The organism is Vibrio sp. GLN_1 (genome assembly GCF_043106015.1).
In the GTDB taxonomy this organism is placed as follows: Bacteria; Pseudomonadota; Gammaproteobacteria; order Enterobacterales; family Vibrionaceae; genus Vibrio; species Vibrio parahaemolyticus.
This window is the reverse complement of record NZ_JBICMD010000007.1, coordinates 335,153-352,917: the sequence shown is the minus strand read 5'-3', so window position 1 is coordinate 352,917 and position 17,765 is coordinate 335,153. Positions and strand designations below refer to the sequence as shown.

Below are 17,765 nucleotides of genomic sequence, written 5' to 3'. Positions count from 1 at the left end.
CAAATAAAAACAGCGACGTCATAGCGTCGCTGTTTTTGTTACGGCCTAGAAACGACTTCGCTATAATGCCGCCAACTTAGCACCCACAAGGGCAAATCGACATGATTATTATGACCACCAATTTCGGTGACATCGAAATTGAACTGAACTTGGAACGAGCGCCAGTGAGCTCAAAAAACTTCAAAAAATACTGTGAAGAGGGCTTCTACAACGGCACGATTTTCCACCGCGTTATCGACGGTTTTATGATTCAAGGTGGCGGTCACACTGAGGACATGACAGAAAAACCAACCCGCGCACCAATCGCAAACGAAGCGAACCGTGGCCTAAAAAATACCGTCGGCACAATTGCGATGGCACGTACCGACGCGCCGCACTCAGCAACTGCGCAGTTCTTCATTAACTTGGAAGACAATGATTTCTTAGATCACACCGCCACCACCAACTTGGGTTGGGGCTACGCGGTATTTGGAAAAGTGACAGCGGGCATGGATGTGGTTAATCGCATCGCGAAAGTGAAAACGACATCAAAGCAGGGTCACGATGATGTGCCATGCGAACCTATCATTATTGAAAAAGTGACGATCAGCGAATAGTCGCCTCTATCCGCTCCAAGATAAGAAAAAGCGCCTAACCTCTTCTGAATTAGGCGCTTTTTTTGTGTTGATGATTAGTAGGAATTCTTGGATTAGATAGAATTATTGATAGAAAATCTCGGCTTTGGCACCGACCAAATCGAGTTCAGAACCATGAAAATTAGCTAGGTATTCCGCGACTAGGTTATACCCCACCCAATACCCCATGTACTTCGGCCAACGGCTTTCATCGCTTCCCAAAAAGTAAGCATCAAAGTTGTAATCCAAGCTCGTTAACTTATCTTTCATCTCTGTGTAAAACGGCCGCCAGTCGCGGTCTTTTATCAACTCAAACAAACTCGGAATTATGCCGCCGTTGACCTGACGTTCAAAATGACAAGCCAAGCCTTCCATGATCAACACCTCTCCCAGAGTGAGTCCATTTTCTCCCGCTCGCATCCGAAACAGATGATGCAATTCATGCGCGAGCACTGCAGCCAGTTCGTTTTCAATGACGGTTTTTATATCCGTGCGCTGAGTGTCTAGCAAGACTTCGACTCGGTAGGGGCTTAAGCAGTAACCACCAATGCCACTTTGCGGCGCATCACCGTGACCAAATGGACTGATGGTGACATCAATATTGGTCAGCTCAAAATGATCGGCGAGTTGCAGACTCAGGCTATTCAGTTGTTCATACAAATAATCAGCAACAGGAGACAACGCTCCCGTCGCATTCAATAAGGTCACACGATAACTCATTTATCTTCCTTGATAACTTAGATGATGTGGGGCGAGTTTACAGTGTAAAGAGTGAGCAGCAACGGATTAGGGAAAAGTTACATGCCTTTAAACAAACTTTGAGAAGCGCGGCTCACTGGCAACTTAGTTTCACCAACATAAACAAACATTCTTCCTGCAAAGTCTTTGTTTACTTTACTTATTTTAGACACTTGCACCAAGCTTGAGCGATGCACTTGCCAAAACTGCTCTGGGTTTAGCTGCCCAATCAACTCTTTGAGCGATGTGCGGATCAAATATTCTTGCACTTCCCCCTTCCCTTGCTGTGCATACACCGAAACGTATTTTTCTTCCGCTTTGAAATACAGCACATCAGACGTCGCGATGAGATGAATATCGTCACCTTGCGTGGCTTTAATCCACTGTAAGTATTGCGGTGTTTGAGGCGCAGACAACTGTTGCAGTTGTTCCAACAAACTATTCATCTGAACATGGCTGTTGTCGCTTCCTCGTTGGCTGAGTCGAGCTTTGACTCGTTCACAGGTCATCTGCAAACGAGCGTCGGAAATGGGTTTGAGCAGGTAATCTGCCGCATTTTGCTCAAACGCTTTAATGGCATAGTCATCATAAGCAGTAACAAACACGATCAAAGGCGGGTTGGCCAAACGATTGAGTTTTTGCGCCAAACTCATGCCATCTAACACGGGCATACGAATATCGAGAAAGGCAATATCAGGTTGGCTTTGCTCAATGGCGAGCAAGGCTTGTTCGCCATCAGCTACCTTGGCAACGATGTCCAACTCCGGCCACACTTCCGCGAGGCTTTTGTCGAGATGATGCCGCAATAACGGCTCATCATCGGCGATAATGGCAGTAAACCCTGTATTCATTTCACTGTTCCTTACTTGTCATTGGCCAACTCAAACGCACACTCACACCACCTTCGGAAGATTCACTGATCGACACCTGACCTTGGCCAGCAAATAAGGCATCCATGCGCTGTTTAAGGTTACTCAACCCAATCCCCGCACCAGAGTGATTGCTGACGTGACTCAACCCCACGCCAGTGTCTTTCACTTCAATTTGCAACAGTTGTTTCTCTTGCTTTATCAGCAATTGGACTTCACCACCTTCACGTTTTGGCTCGATGCCGTGAATAATGGCGTTTTCTACCAAAGGTTGCAGCATCATCGGAGGCAACTCTGTATTTCCTAACCCTTCTTGCACCTCGATTGTGTAGCTTAATCGCTCGCCTAAACGAATTTTTTGAATACCCAGATAAGCGTCAATCAAGGCGATTTCATTCTCAACCGTGGTGTGCTCCTCACGCGAGCTTTTTAGCGTTGCACGCAATAACGCAGTGAGTTGATCCAACATTTGTTTGGCTTTATCGACGTCTTGCGACATCAACGCGCTGATATTGGCAAGCGTATTAAACAGAAAATGCGGCTCAATTTGGCTTTGCATCTGCTTGAGCTGGCTGAGTAAAAGGGCTCGCTCTTGTTCGGCGTTTTCACGTTTGATGCTCTCTAGCTCACGCTGTGCAATGGCTTCTTTTTCGCGTGAATGAAAATAAAAATAACACATACCGCTAAACAGCAGTCCCATCAGTAAGACAGGCAACATGCCCGAAATACCGAAGTATTCACCGAGCCAAAACTGCGCATTAATTACACCAAACAACAAACACGCAGTCAGTGATAGCGCAATTTCTAGCATGCGTGGGATGGTCGGAAACAACTTGTCGATCAACCACGAGAAAAACAGCGCAGAGTAGCCAAAACCAAAGCTCACCAGCACATGCACGTAGTACGGACCGCCCCAAACTGAGAGCGTCATTCCCGAGATAAACAAACAAAACAACGTGGTGACAACCACACTGCGCTGCCATCCACTTGCTACCATTGACTTAGCTGAACACATTTAAAATTTCCCTTTGATGTTAAATACAATCATATTCTTATCGTTGATTTGTGCGTAAGCAGAATGGTCGTCTCCGGTTAAAAAGCGTGCGGCAACTTCCACTTCTACACTTTGATCGCCAGTGTCAATCCATTGGTAATTCAGCCATTGCGTCACAATCACACCGCCATCTTGCGGCGAGTACATGACGTCCAATGTTGGAGTGATATCACTAAGCCACTCCAAATCCGCTCTTGCGCGCCACGCAGTCCACGCTTCGAGATCCCAGCGCCAATGCAACATGAGATTGTGCTGAACAATATTGGCGTGTTGAAACCCTTGGGCGTAGCTAGTAGCAAGTAGAATCGTATCCGACGATTGGGAGAGCCATTCACCACGTGCGATTGCTTGCTCCCATTGGCTTTTCGACCATGCTCGACTGTCATACCAATATTCGGCGATCACATTGTGTCCGGCTTGGTTCGCCCAGTTCAATCCCACCAACGCTTGGAAAGCGCTGCCTTGTTCTTCCACCGTCACGGGTTGATAACGATCGCTCGGCTGCCCTTCATTTTTAAACTGATAGCCAACGCTCTGCTTTTGCCACAGCAACGAGCTGTGCATGGCTATAGATTCATCCAACACGGCAATGGCACTCGCACCCAACAAACCCCGACGCACATCATCGTAATAGCCTATGAGTTGGTACTCCGTATCGCCCACCAGCGCATAACGGCGAATCCCAAACCCACGCTGTTCTACGGCTTGATCAAGCGCGCTTTGATCCTGTTGTCCCCAACTTGAGTCTGTTGCAATCACCGTCCATACACCTGACATGTCGTAATACGAAAGTGAAAACACCCCCGCTCCCTCCTCTGCCACCAAGCCGACCGGATTTTGTCGATATGGTTTGAACAGATCTAAGGGTCGATAGCCATAACCTACGCCCCAATCAACGCGCAACTTGCCTGCGCTGACATCCAAAGTGGTATCACCAACTTGCCATTCGCCCTGCCACGCCAGTTCTCGGATAAGAAGTTGATTATCCGCCTCGCCCCACCATTCATGCTCACCTTGCTGATTGAGATACAAACCTTGGCTGTACAAGGTGAATAAGCCACTGATGTTTTGATAATTCACTTGCACATCAAGTAAAGCGTTGAGCGAGTCACGTGCGCTTCCTTGCGCCTCCATAAACGCGCTATCTCGCAGCTTGGCGGTTTCGTAACTTACGGCCCAATCCCATTCAAAACTCCACTCATCATTGGCCGCAACAGGTGCAACCATCCAGAATGAAGCGGCAATGAAGCTAATCGCAACGCTGTTTACATTGATGATGGCGTTAAAGAATCGCACTTTCATAAAACATCCTTGATGGCGTTAATAACCTTAAATTACAGCTCCGATGTATTGGCTTTCGGCAAATAACTCGGGTTGTAGAATTTATTATCCAACTGCCACGGGACGATTTCTTGATACTCAATCACCGTCTTTTTGCTCGGTTGAATGCTGTCGAGCAGGGTCATCTCACTGACGTAATCTTCGCCGCGGTTGGTCGCTCGTCCGTATTGCGCTTGCTTGGCAAGCTTGCCCGAACGCAAATAAAGATCCGCTTTGATCGGGAACGCATCTTGCTCAGACAACCACAAATCGATCTTCTGATAACTCGCTCCCTTGGTTTTGGCCGTTAGGGCAAGGCGATAAGCCGCGATGCTCTGTCCATTTATCGTGAGGGTTTCCGTCGCTTTCCACTCGCCTTGGTAATCCTGGCTCCACGTCAACGTTGAAATATCACCAATTGAGGCTTCACCAAGCAGCTTTTGCATTGGCGTAATACGAATTGGGCGGCGGCTCTTAGGCATTTGCAGCCAGTAGTTATCGCCCATCATCAGCATCTTCTGCCCCGCTTCGACCACCGATTTGAACACCACCAGCGATTCACGGTTTGGCCGCGTGTACACATGGTAGAGACGCGTTTTGTCCAACTCTTGGTCTTGATACAAACGCACCAGAGACACCACTTTAGAAGAATCATCTTGCAAGCGGTAGCTGTCGGCTTTCTCAATCAACTGCGCGACTTGTTGTGCATCCAGCGCTTGTTCAGCAGCACTCGCAACGCTGCTGACAGCCAATAGTGTGATGGTTAGTAATGGTTTGAAATTAAACATAGATCAGTGCCTCCGTAATTGGCTTGTTTACGCCTTTACGCGCCGAGAAAAACGCCGCGACCAAACAAATCAGCAATACTGATAACCCTGCAGCAGCCACCAGCTCCCAAGAAAAGTAAATCGTCAATGGATAGCCTTCTGTGCGTCCTGGCGGTGGCGGCATTTGTACGTCCACCATCATCAAAAAAATGGTCACCAGCGCGGTAAACAAGGCGCCGATTAAACTGCCAATCAACGCGAGTAAACCCGCTTCGCGTAAAAATCCGGCGATGATTTCTCGGGGATAACTGCCCAATGCGGACAAGGTGCCGATTTCACGAGTACGCTCGGTCACAGACATAGTCATGGTGTTGAACAACGCGACAAACACGACCAGAGCCATCACGGCGCCCATAATGCCGAAAATACGGTCATACAAATCTTTCACTTTGAGATAGAAAAACGCACGCTCTTGCCAAGGCGTAATTTCAACCTCTTGATCGCCAAAGCTCGGTAGTTGTTTGTTTAGAATCGTCGCGACTTGCTGTTCAACCTTGTTGGTTAAGCTGGTGTCGAACAGAAATACTGACAGCGCACTGACTTTGTCCGACCCCAGCAGAGACTGAGCACTGTTGATGTGTACGTAAAGTTGGCGTTTATCCAGCTCAGGCACGCCCGTTGAGTAGATACCGCGAACTTTAAGGTCGTAAGCGTTCAAAGCGCCATCTGTCGTAGTAGCAAGTAAGGTAATCCAATCACCCACGTTGACGCTCAGATTATTGGCGAGATCCACCCCAAGCATCACTTCTGGCTCAGAAGCGTCGTAGCGAGAGGCATGAATGTTGGAAAGCGTCTGCCCATCACGCACGTCCAAAAACGGCCCTTTCATATCGAACTCGCGTTCGTTAACGCCGATACCAATAAAAATCGAGGACTTGCTGCCGTTAGAGATCAAACCGCTGAATTCCACTCGAGGCTGTACGCCTCGCACCTCACTCAAACCAATCAACTGTTTGGTGATCTCATCGGCATGGCTCAAACCATTGCTCAATGGCATCTCTTCTTCTTTAGCGAAATAGCCCGGCGTGGTTAATGTCAGATGCCCCGTGTCTCGCGCTGTGGATTCTTTCAAGCTGTCGTAGGTATAAAGGCCGAAACCACCTGCGCTGGTCAGCGCAAAAACTGCAATGGCGATGATCAGCATCGACAACAAACTGCGTCGGCGATTACGTTGTAGGTTCAGCCAAGCAAGGCGAACCGAAACGGGAATTAGCTTGCCCATGAGACCTCCTCCACACTGGCGTGTGTTTGGATGATTTTGCCGTCCACCAGCTCGATGGTGCGATCGCAGCGTGATGCCATACGAGGGTCGTGAGTGGCGACAATGAAGGTGGTACCAAACTCGTGCCCGAGCCCTTTCATGATATCGATGACTTTGTTTGCGGTTTGGCTATCGAGGCTTGCTGTTGGCTCGTCGGCAATCACTAATGCAGGTTTGTGAACCAAAGCGCGAGCAATCGCTACCCGTTGCTGCTGACCACCAGACAAGTTATCGGGCATGTGATGGATAAATTCGCCCAGCCCCACATGTTCCAGCATTTGTGAGGCAAGTTCGGTTTGTTCAGTTTTTGAAAAACCGTTGAGATGCAACGGATAAGCGACGTTCTCCAAAGCCGTCATCACTGGCACCAAGTTGAATTTTTGAAATACAAAACCGAGCTTTTCTCGGCGCATTTTCGCAGCCTGCATTTGTCCGTTCGGGTAAGGTTGGCCAGCAAAAGTTACCTGACCTTGATATTGAGAATCCAGCATGCCAAGCACATTGAGTAAGGTACTTTTTCCTGAGCCGGAAGGCCCACACAGCGCCACCATTTCACCGGCAAACACCTCACCAGAGATTTCTTGCAACGCGCGTACGGTTTGGCTGCCGAGGGTGTAATCGCGACTAAGTTGACTGAAAACGATCATGACGCCTCCTTAATGTTTAGCCAGTAACGCTTTGGCTGTTTGCGTTTCTAAGTGAGTGCTATCGAAACTTTCCATTTTCGCCAACCATTTCTGCGCTTGCTCCATGTCCTCTGCACGCAGCGCTGCTTCAATGGCGTAAAGGTAAACCCAAGCCGTTGCCGCGAACGGTTGTTGATTGAAGCTCGGTTCATCAAGCAGGGTCAGGTACAGCTCGTACCCACGCTCAAAGTGATTAAACATATCCGGAAGCGAAGTGTAAGTAGTGGCCGCCATCGCAGTAGCCAATTGATATTCTGGTAGCCCTTGTAAACGCTGCTGCTCTTGAATCGGCATAGGTTGGTTTGCCATTAAATCCAAACCTTTCTGAATGGTGGCAAGCCCGCGTTCAGTGAACTTCATCTTGTTCCATGGCATAAACGCATCGCGCCCTTGCAAGGTTTCACTGCTGCCAAGGTAAACCAATGTCACAGGCGTAGCGCCGTGCTTTTGAACTAATTGTGAAAGCTCGTCATGTACAGTATCCACCAAACCCGTGTCGCCCTGTGCGGCTTGGTTAAAACGGGTTAGTAACTGCTCAGTAGGGTTTGCCAACGCCAAGCTGCTACTCAAGGTAAACGCAGCCAATGCAGCGCCGAGCAAGGTTGTGGCTCTGGATAAATGAAGATTGAAAACCATCATGGTGACTGTCCTTAGTTGAACGTGATTTGATGGTTTCAGATTACGCCATCGCTTCATAGTCAGCTGTAGGATGCGACCAATGGTATTTTTAGGGAGTAAATGGGCGTGAGCGGCGATAAATGGTTTTGAGTGAAAACACAATAACATCCGAGCGAGTTATCAATTATTGCTGGATTCAACACTAAGTACGATAAAAAGAGTGGCGAAAATATCAAGGCTGGTGTATTTATCCTCTTCACAACATTCCCAGTCGACGTACCACAACAGATGATGCTGCACCTCCTTTCTCGCACTCCTTTGCGCCGCATCTGTGAACAGGCCTGTTGCGCTTTCACTTTCAACAAATCTAAGAAAGCCAACATACCCGACCTATTGGATTCTTAGCATCGGAATAGTTTGAACTCTCTTGAGTTCTGGTTGTTTTCGCTCTTTTGAGAGCGTTTTTAGGTTGTAGTAAATGAACAAGCGTTTCTTTCCAAGAATCGATTTGCCACTTTTGATGGCGATAATTCCGATCATGTTATTGAGTTCGCTGACGCTATGGAGCGCCAGTGGTTTCGATGAATCCATGCTCTTTAAACACTTAGCCCGCTGCGCACTGACACTGGTGTGTATTCTGGTGATGTCATCCATTCCAGCAGCCAGTTATCAACGCTCGGCACCGTACTTGTATTTTGTCGCCGTGTCGTTACTGCTGGCCGTCGCGCTGTTTGGTGACAGCACTAACGGTTCACAACGATGGCTAGATATCGGCTTTTTTCGTTTTCAACCTTCGGAATTAATTAAGCTGTCGATTCCGATCATGATAGCTTGGATGCTGCATCTGGAAGGCGGCAGACCTGACTTTCGTAAAATCGCGCTTTGTTTGATGATTACCTTGGTTCCCGCAGGGTTGATCGCTCTGCAACCCGATCTGGATGGTGCGATCTTTACCGTGATCTACGCACTATTCGTGTTATTTTTCGCGGGTATGAGCTGGAAAATCATTGGCGGATTTGTGGTGAGCGTTCTAACGCTCGCCCCGATTCTGTGGTTTTTCGTGATGGAAGCCTACCAAAAAAGCCGTGTGACTCAGTTCTTACACCCAGAATCTGACCCACTTGGCTCTGGTTACCAAATCATTCAGTCGCTGATTGCGATTGGTTCGGGCGGTATGAAAGGCAAAGGTTGGATGAATGCCACACAAGGAACACTGGGCTTTATTCCAGAAAGTCATACCGACTTTATCTTTTCAACCTATGCGGAGGAATGGGGGTTCATTGGCTGTGTGGTATTGCTGACGCTATACCTATTTATTACAGCACGGGTGATGTTGCTAGCATGCCAATCTGAGCACTTTTTTAGTCGCTTAGTCAGTGGCACCTTGGCGATGAGCTTCTTCCTCTACGCCTTTATTAATACTGGAATGGTGAGTGGATTGTTGCCAGTAATGGGAAGCCCGCTTCCATTCTTTAGTTACGGCGGAACTGCCATGCTGACACAGGGCATCTGCTTTGGCGTAATCATGTCTCTGTGTTACTCCAAATACCGTAATACTTAGCGCTACTCGCAACATTCAGCACGATCAGAAAAGGCTTCCCTCGGGAAGCCTTTTTTACAACAACGAAAGCTAAAAATTATAGCTCAGCGTTGTGGTATACCTGCTGAACGTCGTCACAGTCATCTAGAAGGTCTAGGAACTTCTGGAATTTCTCTGCGTCTTCACCCACTACTGGCGTTTGAGTTTGAGGAACGAAAGTAATTTCTTCCACATCAATTGTCAGATCAGGGAATGCTGCGTTTAGCGCTGTTTTCGTTTTGAAGAACTCAGTGTGAGGAGCAAATACTGTGATCACACCATCTTCTAGTTCAACGTCAGTTACGTCTACGTCTTCCATCATTAGCGTTTCAAGAATCACTTCATCGTCTTCGCCTTTGAATTGGAATACCGCTTGGTGATCGAACATGTGAGACACAGAACCTTCCACACCAATTTTCGCGCCAACTTTTACAAAGCATTGGCGAACATCTTGGAAAGTACGGTTGCCGTTGTCTGTTAGACAGTCGACGATCACGCTTGTGCCACCAGGACCAAAGCCTTCGTAACGTGCAGGTACGTAGTCTTCACCACCGCCGCCGTTTGCTTTGTCTAGTGCTTTTTCAATAACGTGCGCAGGAACCTGGTCTTTTTTCGCTTTTGCGATTAGGTGTTTCAGAGACAAGTTCATGTCTGGGTCACTACCACCGTTTTTCGCACACATGTAAATTTCTTTACCGTATTTGGAATAAACTTTAATTTTTGCGCCTGCAGTTTTCGCCATAGAGGCTTTGCGCACTTCAAAACTTCTTCCCATCGGGATGTCTCTCTAAGTTCAAATTTAATGCGAAGGATTTTAGCAAAGAGTGAAACATTGTCCATTTCACTCTGCAAAGGAATGGGGAGGAAACCTCATTCGCCGCTACGGTTTACACCGAGCCACGGTTCGCATCATGCGACACCCATTACTCGTTTGTACTTTTCGACTGCCTGTTGAAAAAAGACTTTTTCATCAGCATCGTTAATCTTAGACAGCTGTTCTTCTATTGCTTCAGGGCCAGATTTGGCCTCTCTGAGTTTCCAAACCAAAAACGACGCTTGTTTATCCAGTTCGATCTTGTTTTTTTCATCAGGCGGCAACAGGGATAGATTAAACGACATTCACAGCCTCAAGGTACTTTAAATATTAGCCGCGCACTATAGCATACAGAGTTACAATTGCAGAATAGAAACGCACTTAACTTGATCAATTTCAAGTTACTCACTTGGGTGTGGCGATATTTTTGAGGGCTTTTGGCAAATATTGTTCAAAGATTTGCTGTAATCGCGCCTTCGTCACAGGCTTAGCAACAAACTCGTTCATGCCCGCTTCAAAGCAACGCTGCTGATCTTCTTTCACTACATTGGCAGTTAATGCGATGATCGGCACGTGAGCGCCCCACTCATTCATGTCACGGATCTGCTCTGTCGCGATAAACCCATCCATCACTGGCATTTGGCAATCCATAAAGATGAGATCAAAGGCGTGCTCGCGGCATAACTGCAATGCTTCTTCACCATGGCTCGCGACACTAACTTTAAGCCCTAGCTGTTCCAGCATAATGCGAACAACCCTCTGATTCACTTCTGTATCTTCGACAATCAAAACCCACGGCGTATCTGGATTTTTGTTCGTTGCCTCATTCGCCTCTGTTCGAGGAAAATCGAGCACATTGAGCGGATCGGTATATGTTGGAAGACCGCTCACCACCGTTAAAGGAATGGTGAAATCGAAACAGCTTCCCAAGCCAAGTTCACTGGTTAGCTTGATGTCTCCACCCATGATGTGAACGAGTTGGGCACAAATCGCCAAACCTAACCCTGTACCACCATATTTGCGAGTTGTACTGCCATCGGCTTGTTGAAAGCGTTCAAACACCGCTTGCTGGTGCTCTTTGGCAATACCTATCCCCGAGTCCACAACGCGAAAGCGAACTTGGGCGATATCGTTGTTTTGCTCGTGCAATGAGACAAGTAATTTGACATGACCACGCTCGGTGAATTTGACCGCGTTGCTAAGTAAGTTATTGAGCACCTGCTTCAGACGCCCTTCATCTCCTTGTACTTCAGCGGGCAACTTAGGGTCGATATCACTGAGCAATTGCAAATTCTTTTGCTGCGCTTTTACTGTGTGTAAGCTGATCACATCATCTAATAGCTGGCGAAAATGATACGTCTCGCTGGCGAGTTCCACCTTCCCCGCTTCGACTTTGGAGAAATCGAGGATGTCATCAATAATGGTCATGAGCGATTGCGATGAGTTATCGATGATCTCCACAAATTCTTTTTGCTGCGGATCTAGCTTAGTATCACTAAGCAGCGACGCCACACCAATAATGCCATTCATAGGGGTGCGGATCTCGTGGCTCATGGTCGCGAGAAACTCACTTTTCTTGCGATTGGCGACTTCCGCCTTATCTCGCTCGGCTTCTAACTCGGCTTGATGCTCACGCACTTTTTGCACGCTTCGATTGTATTTTTGCGCCAACAAGCTGACTTCATCAAAACACCAACGTTTGGGCAGCGTGACCGTACTCGGCGCATTACCGCCGCTAAAATCACTCACCGCACCGGAAAGCAACTGCAAAGGATTCACCAATAAACGGAAGGCAACCCACAACACCCCAACCATCAACAGCAAAATTTTTATCGCTTCTGTCGTGAGTAGAAAAAAGAACTGTTGCCATAAATCTTGATAGACGGCGCTAAGGTCAGATTGCACAGTCAGCTCTGCAAGCTCAAACGTTTTTTCCCCCACACTAAACTGCATCGGCCAACGCCTCTCAACCACATCTTGCGTGATTTCTGTTCCGAGCTCGATGATAACTTCGTCTTTGGTAGCAATGCGTAGGTAATCCACCGAAGGCAAACGCATCGCCCCCAGCGCTTGGGTGAGTAACAGCTCACGGTCTTCAACCCACAAACTGGCTGAAAAGCTGGAGAGGTAGCTCGACTCCACTTGTTTTAAGTCGGTGTCGAGATGAGACAACTCTTCTTGAAAATCACGATATAAACTGATGGCAGAAATGACTAACGTAAAGATCAAACTCAACGTTAAAACCGCCAGCATAAGCTGGTTACCGATACTAAACCGGCGTTGAGTTCGCTCTTTTACATCCATATGAAATCACTCCGATAATCTTGCGCTACTCTAAATATAGTCGTGAGCAAATAATAATCGAGGATAGGATGAAAGGACTTCTACGTGTATTGGCTTTTAGTTGTATGGCAGTCAGTGCTGCGACCGCCGCTGAAGAGGTGAATTATTACGTTATCGCCGACCAAGCAAGGCCATTTCAAATCGAACAACAAGGACAACAACACGCCGGGATCGTGACGGATATTGTGAACGCGATTTTTGCCAACTCAGATTATAAGGTGAATTTTCACACCTATCCGTTTAAGCGCATGATTTCAATGTTAGAAGCGGGTGGGGAAGAAAACTGGCTGACATACGGCAGCCCTGATTGGGGCCGAGTTCAATCAGAAAACTTATCTAAAGAGCCTATTTACACTGTAAAACACGTGTTGGTATCCAGCAGTGATGCGCCTTTTAAATTCAATACCATGCAAGACATCAAAGGTCGTTCCATCGTGTTGCTGCTAGGTTTCGACTACCCAAACTTAATACCGTTTTTTGAAGATAAAACCGTCAACGAGATGCGCGTTAAAGATTACGACGCCGCATATCGCGTAATTCAGAGAACGCCAGGCGATACGGCGTTTGTCGAGATGGAATCGCGGGTGATGTACAACTTAAAACGTCTGGAACTGCCACTCGAACAATTTGAGATTCAATCTTTTAGCGCTGTGATCCCCGACTATTCGATCTATCTGGCCTTTTCTCCAGAGATGAAACCTGAAGTACAACACTTTATTAATCAACGCCTGTCGGATCTAAAAGCCTCGGGAGAGATCGATAACATCGTCAAACACTATCTTTAATGCGCCTAGCTCTTTTACTGGTGCAGCTTTTGAGATCCCCACTAAAACGCCAGCCTTCTCAAGCTGGCGTTTTTATCTATTCGATTTGATACCCGCCAGAAACGATCATTCCGTTTGATCAACAAAATGGGGATCAAACATGTGGCCTAATTTGTTTGCTTTGGTTTTTAGATAGTGTTGGTTGCTTGGATTGCGACCTTCTTGCAGTGGCACACGCTCAACGACATTGATGTGCGCGTTTTTCAAAGCCGCAAGCTTACGGGGGTTGTTGGTCATCAGACGCACTTCGTCAATCCCTAAATGCTCTAACATCCCTTTGCAAAACGCATAGTCTCGCATATCAGCAGCAAACCCTAAACGCTCATTCGCCTCAACGGTATCCGCACCATCATCCTGCAAGTGATAGGCGCGAATTTTGTTGATTAAACCGATGCCACGTCCCTCCTGACGCAAATAGAGCAGCACGCCGCAACCCTCTTCAAAGATGTTTTGCAACGCACGATTTAACTGAAAACCACAATCGCAGCGGGTGCTAAATAGTGCGTCCCCAGTGAGACATTCAGAATGGAGCCGAATCAATGGCGCAGGCTGAGACGTCGGGTCGCCATACACCAGCGCGAGATGCTCCTTCCCTGTAGCCGTCTCGATGAAGCCGTGCATCATGAATGTGCCCCACTGAGTTGGCAGCTTAGCTTTGTCGATGAACTTAACCAAATTGTAAGGCTCGACATGTCGCAGCTCTGCGCGTACGTTCATCAGAATTTCTCCTAGGTGGTTCAAACCTTTACCGTCTCCCCCATCTCCCCAAAATGCGTCCTTGTGCGAATGCTCGGTAAGGCAAGCATTGCCCGTGCGCATCAGTTTCTGAGCAAGTTTCGGGTTTTGGAGGAATTTTTCTCGCACAATGAACGCCATAACTGAGAGCTTCATGTTGTCCCAATCGCTGCGAACGAGATGCTCGTACTGACGGCTTAACGCGAACGCTTCATCCGGCGATTGGGCATGCTGAATTTTGGTTTGCAGTTGGGCATCAACAAATTTCTGAGCTTGATAGTAGTGTTCGCTGGTGGGCCAAGATTGGGAAGATATTTCGACGGGGGCATGACAGAAGTTGGAGAGGAAGCCGTGCGGCTCATCGGGCTCGTAGAAAAGGATCTGATCAACCATATTCGCGCTCCTGCTTAGGTGATATGGATAGTCAACAAAAGGCATATCCTACTGATATATCTTTTAGTAACGCCTCTACCATTTGTCAAACCATAGTAAGCAAGCAAAATGACTTCAGACTGAATAAAAATAAGGTTGGAGAACAAACAAAACGAGCAAGAAACTTCGGTTAAATGATGGGGTTAGCAAATAAAAAGGGCAGCCAGTTGGCTACCCTATGGAGTGGTACACCGAATTGAGAGAATCAGTGAATCAAGCCAAGTTCTCTTGCTTCTTCAATGCTTAACCCGCTTTCGCGGATTTCACGCAGTGCCTCAATGCGACGTCTGGCTTCTGCTGATTTCATTGTTTTCTCTGGCTTCACAACGGTTTCTTCTTCTTCGGGTAATTCCCACTTGTGAGCGATGTTGGTCATCTCTTCATGGTCGATAGAATTAATGGACATATTTCCTCCGAACACACCATGTTTTGGACAGCTAATCTATAGCAAACCCACTGTGCGGAGGTAAGAAAAACAGTGGGGAAATGTGACCCCTCCCGACCTTTCATCAACTCGTTAATAGATTCATCACTTACCTTTTGCCAAAGGCCAAATTTACGATTAAATTTGAAAAATTCCCCCTAAGAAAAGTGTGCTGATCCAGCTCTCACTTTTGCCTTTTTTTATCACACTCTCGTAACCAAAATTCGACTTTTTCTTTCATTCAAGTTTCGAGTCACTTCACCTATTCAGTCGATTACGCTTTCTTCTCATTTGCACATACGATAATGATAATAATTATCTTTTGTATTGATTGGGTATTTTTAATGAGTGAGATTAATTTAAGTCACGCCTTTCACAGCGAGCCGGTCATCCAGATCCGAGAGTTGTGCGTGGACTACATCACCGACAATGGTGACTTTAATGCGGTGAAATCGGTCAGCTTTGATATTGGAAAAGGCGAAGTATTCGGCCTTGCTGGGGAATCTGGATGCGGAAAGAGTACCATCGCTTTTTCGATCAATCGTCTGCACAAGCCGCCCGCGTTTATCTCTGGCGGACAAATTCTGTTCCAAGGTAAGGACATCTTATGTTTGTCCGATAAGGAGCTAGGAGCGCTGCGTTGGAGCGAAATCGCCATGGTATTCCAAAGTGCCATGAATTCGCTTAATCCGGTACTGACCATTCAAGAGCAGTTTGCAGACGTCCTACGTCATCATCAAGGACTCAGCAACAAGCAAGCCAAAGATCGCGCCGAAAAACTGCTCGATTTGGTGAACATCCCTCGAGATCGACTGGGTGAATATCCGCACCAGTTCTCTGGGGGAATGCGCCAAAGGCTGGTTATTGCCATCGCGCTGTCTTTAAACCCTAAGCTCATCATTATGGATGAACCAACGACAGCGCTTGATGTGGTGGTGCAGCGAGAGATCCTGCAACAAATTTATCAGCTGAGAGAAGAATTTGGTTTCTCAGTTCTTTTCATCACCCACGATTTAGCCTTGATGAGCCAATTGTGCGACCGCATCGCCATCATGCGCCATGGTGAGATCGTAGAAGTCAATCACGCTTACGAGATCCGCAATCACCCACAACACCCTTACACGCAAAAATTGTGGGCCTCGTTCCCCAATATTCACGATGTTCACAAGCAGCCAGAGCAACAAGGAGCACCAGCATGAGTCAACCGATCATTCAAATGAAAAACGTGATCAAAGAGTTCACTGTGGGCGGTGGCTTTGCCAAAGAAGAGACTTTTCGAGCGTTGCAAGGCGTCAGTTTTGATCTTTACGCTGGGCGAACATTGGCTCTCGTTGGCGAATCAGGCTGCGGTAAAAGCACGTGTGCAAGGCTAATCACAAAGGTTTACCCGGCGAGCGAAGGGGAAATTCTATTTAACGGCACCAACATCAATGACATCACCTCACGACACGATATTCAAGATTATCGCAGTAAGGTACAAATGGTGTTTCAAGACCCTTTTGGATCGCTGAACCCTACCCACACAATTCGTCATCATCTAACTCGCCCGTTGAAAATCCACAAGCAGGTGCAGCATGACCGCGAGATCCCGGCGAGATTGGAGGAACTTCTCAAGCTGGTGGAATTGCCAGAAGAGACGTTAAACAAGTACCCGCACGAACTCAGCGGCGGTCAGCGTCAGCGAGTAAATCTCGCACGCGCACTGGCCGTCGGTTCACAAATAATTTTGGCCGATGAGCCAACATCGATGCTGGATGTGTCAATTCGCTTGGGCGTATTGAACTTGATGCAGCGTATAAAGCAAGAGCTTGGGATTGGCTTTTTGTACATTACCCACGACCTCGCCACCGCGCACTACATCGCTGAAGAAACAGCGGTGATGTATAAAGGGCAAATCGTTGAATGGGGTGACACGCACGCGATCTTGAAAAATCCACAGCACCCATACACTAAGTTGTTGATCTCAGCCGTGCCCGATCCTGATCTGCCATTTGGAAACTTGGTGAAAAATGAACCAAACTACTCAATAGACGCCGATGAGATCCGTCATCGCAGCAGTGTTGTGGTTGATGAATATGATCAAGTTGGTCCGAATCACTTTGTTAAACAATGGATTGAGGCTGCATGATGGAACTGACCTTCTGGCAAGATCAAATCTCGGATTGGTATGAAACTAGGAAGCATGATCAAGTAGACGTGTTAGAAGCGATCTTGTACGAAGCTCCTGATACCGTGTTTGGTCCGGTGTTGTCTGATCAACAAAGCAAAGCCATCGCCTGCTGGCTAGATGGATGTTTGAGAGTATTTCAATACGCCAGGTATCAAGACCATCACAAAGCTTACCAAACTCTGCTCTATGCAAGCGCGAGGCTCGAACAAGCGGCATGCCACCCCATGAGTGATATTCTGCTTAAAGATTGGTGCTTAAAACGCTTACAGCATTTGACCGTATTGGCGTTGGAATTTTGCAATCAACAGCAAGATCAAAGCCAATGGCAACAACAAGCCAATAACTTGATCGAATCACATGTCGCCTTAATGCGATCACTTAACTGGAATGAAACAAGGAAACATGATCAAGGACTGCGACATTAATACGGAAGAATGATCAAGAGTGTTCAGGAAAA

Annotated in this window: 19 protein-coding genes; 6 read left to right on the top strand and 13 right to left on the bottom strand. The window is 47.3% G+C overall.

The features are described from left to right. Positions 1 to 101: 101 nt before the first annotated feature. Entirely contained in the window at positions 102 to 596 is a 495-nt protein-coding gene (locus ACF8OV_RS04250) for a peptidylprolyl isomerase (RefSeq protein ID WP_005481711.1), read from the top strand. Between the two features lie 102 nt (positions 597 to 698). On the opposite strand, the gene ACF8OV_RS04245 is transcribed toward ACF8OV_RS04250, so the two are convergent. The 8 genes from ACF8OV_RS04245 to ACF8OV_RS04210 form a co-directional block, all read right to left on the bottom strand. Continuing rightward, positions 699 to 1,334, bottom strand: a complete 636-nt coding sequence (locus ACF8OV_RS04245; RefSeq protein WP_021484444.1) for a DUF2268 domain-containing protein — start codon at positions 1,332 to 1,334, stop codon at positions 699 to 701. A 77-nt stretch (positions 1,335 to 1,411) separates the two neighbouring features. After that, positions 1,412 to 2,203, bottom strand: coding sequence for a LytTR family DNA-binding domain-containing protein (locus ACF8OV_RS04240; RefSeq protein WP_140249047.1), 792 nt, complete (start codon positions 2,201 to 2,203; stop codon positions 1,412 to 1,414). A gap of 1 nt (position 2,204) precedes the next feature. After that, on the bottom strand, positions 2,205 to 3,236 hold the full coding sequence (locus tag ACF8OV_RS04235) for a sensor histidine kinase (RefSeq protein ID WP_140055524.1): 1,032 nt from the start codon (positions 3,234 to 3,236) through the stop codon (positions 2,205 to 2,207). After that, entirely contained in the window at positions 3,237 to 4,577 is a 1,341-nt protein-coding gene (locus ACF8OV_RS04230; protein ID WP_203503665.1) for a hypothetical protein, read from the bottom strand. A 32-nt stretch (positions 4,578 to 4,609) separates the two neighbouring features. Continuing rightward, complete coding sequence (locus tag ACF8OV_RS04225; protein WP_025622006.1) at positions 4,610 to 5,383, bottom strand: outer membrane lipoprotein-sorting protein; 774 nt, start codon at positions 5,381 to 5,383, stop codon at positions 4,610 to 4,612. After that, the gene (locus ACF8OV_RS04220) at positions 5,376 to 6,644 is read right to left on the bottom strand and encodes an ABC transporter permease (protein WP_203503662.1); all 1,269 of its coding nucleotides are present in this window, start codon (positions 6,642 to 6,644) and stop codon (positions 5,376 to 5,378) included. The genes ACF8OV_RS04225 and ACF8OV_RS04220 overlap by 8 nt, the downstream gene beginning before the upstream one ends. Then, entirely contained in the window at positions 6,632 to 7,330 is a 699-nt protein-coding gene (locus ACF8OV_RS04215) for an ABC transporter ATP-binding protein (protein ID WP_203503659.1), read from the bottom strand. The genes ACF8OV_RS04220 and ACF8OV_RS04215 overlap by 13 nt, the downstream gene beginning before the upstream one ends. A 9-nt stretch (positions 7,331 to 7,339) precedes the next feature. Beyond that, complete coding sequence (locus ACF8OV_RS04210; protein ID WP_203503656.1) at positions 7,340 to 8,008, bottom strand: hypothetical protein; 669 nt, start codon at positions 8,006 to 8,008, stop codon at positions 7,340 to 7,342. A 457-nt stretch (positions 8,009 to 8,465) separates the two neighbouring features. Between ACF8OV_RS04210 and rodA the strand changes: the two genes are divergently transcribed. Beyond that, complete coding sequence (rodA, locus tag ACF8OV_RS04205) at positions 8,466 to 9,548, top strand: rod shape-determining protein RodA (protein ID WP_005464909.1); 1,083 nt, start codon at positions 8,466 to 8,468, stop codon at positions 9,546 to 9,548. A 76-nt stretch (positions 9,549 to 9,624) separates the two neighbouring features. Here the strand turns inward: rodA and ACF8OV_RS04200 are convergent, their stop codons facing one another. From ACF8OV_RS04200 to ACF8OV_RS04190, 3 genes are all read right to left on the bottom strand, one after another. After that, positions 9,625 to 10,341, bottom strand: coding sequence for a YebC/PmpR family DNA-binding transcriptional regulator (locus ACF8OV_RS04200; RefSeq protein ID WP_025500765.1), 717 nt, complete (start codon positions 10,339 to 10,341; stop codon positions 9,625 to 9,627). Positions 10,342 to 10,475: 134 nt separating this feature from the next. After that, the gene (locus tag ACF8OV_RS04195; protein WP_005464888.1) at positions 10,476 to 10,685 is read right to left on the bottom strand and encodes a DUF3283 family protein; all 210 of its coding nucleotides are present in this window, start codon (positions 10,683 to 10,685) and stop codon (positions 10,476 to 10,478) included. 100 nt (positions 10,686 to 10,785) lie between these two features. Next, positions 10,786 to 12,684 carry an ATP-binding protein gene (locus ACF8OV_RS04190; protein WP_005484783.1) on the bottom strand — a complete coding sequence of 633 codons (1,899 nt, stop codon included), beginning with the start codon at positions 12,682 to 12,684 and terminating at the stop codon, positions 10,786 to 10,788. A 68-nt stretch (positions 12,685 to 12,752) separates the two neighbouring features. On the opposite strand from ACF8OV_RS04190, the gene ACF8OV_RS04185 reads away from it, so the two are divergent. Continuing rightward, complete coding sequence (locus ACF8OV_RS04185) at positions 12,753 to 13,508, top strand: ABC transporter substrate-binding protein (RefSeq protein ID WP_140177017.1); 756 nt, start codon at positions 12,753 to 12,755, stop codon at positions 13,506 to 13,508. 105 nt (positions 13,509 to 13,613) lie between these two features. Here the strand turns inward: ACF8OV_RS04185 and ribA are convergent, their stop codons facing one another. After that, positions 13,614 to 14,675, bottom strand: coding sequence for a GTP cyclohydrolase II (ribA, locus tag ACF8OV_RS04180; protein WP_317676226.1), 1,062 nt, complete (start codon positions 14,673 to 14,675; stop codon positions 13,614 to 13,616). Positions 14,676 to 14,919: 244 nt separating this feature from the next. Then, complete coding sequence (locus ACF8OV_RS04175; protein WP_005477395.1) at positions 14,920 to 15,120, bottom strand: PA3496 family putative envelope integrity protein; 201 nt, start codon at positions 15,118 to 15,120, stop codon at positions 14,920 to 14,922. A 362-nt stretch (positions 15,121 to 15,482) separates the two neighbouring features. On the opposite strand from ACF8OV_RS04175, the gene ACF8OV_RS04170 reads away from it, so the two are divergent. The 3 genes from ACF8OV_RS04170 to ACF8OV_RS04160 are packed head-to-tail and all read left to right on the top strand — an operon-like array spanning position 15,483 to position 17,733. After that, complete coding sequence (locus tag ACF8OV_RS04170; RefSeq protein WP_023584409.1) at positions 15,483 to 16,337, top strand: ABC transporter ATP-binding protein; 855 nt, start codon at positions 15,483 to 15,485, stop codon at positions 16,335 to 16,337. Continuing rightward, complete coding sequence (locus ACF8OV_RS04165; protein ID WP_064490454.1) at positions 16,334 to 17,266, top strand: ATP-binding cassette domain-containing protein; 933 nt, start codon at positions 16,334 to 16,336, stop codon at positions 17,264 to 17,266. Before ACF8OV_RS04170 ends, ACF8OV_RS04165 begins: the two co-directional genes overlap by 4 nt. Continuing rightward, positions 17,266 to 17,733: a transcriptional regulator gene (locus ACF8OV_RS04160; protein WP_203503789.1), complete on the top strand. Its 468-nt coding sequence runs from the start codon at positions 17,266 to 17,268 to the stop codon at positions 17,731 to 17,733. Before ACF8OV_RS04165 ends, ACF8OV_RS04160 begins: the two co-directional genes overlap by 1 nt. Positions 17,734 to 17,765: the final 32 nt, after the last annotated feature.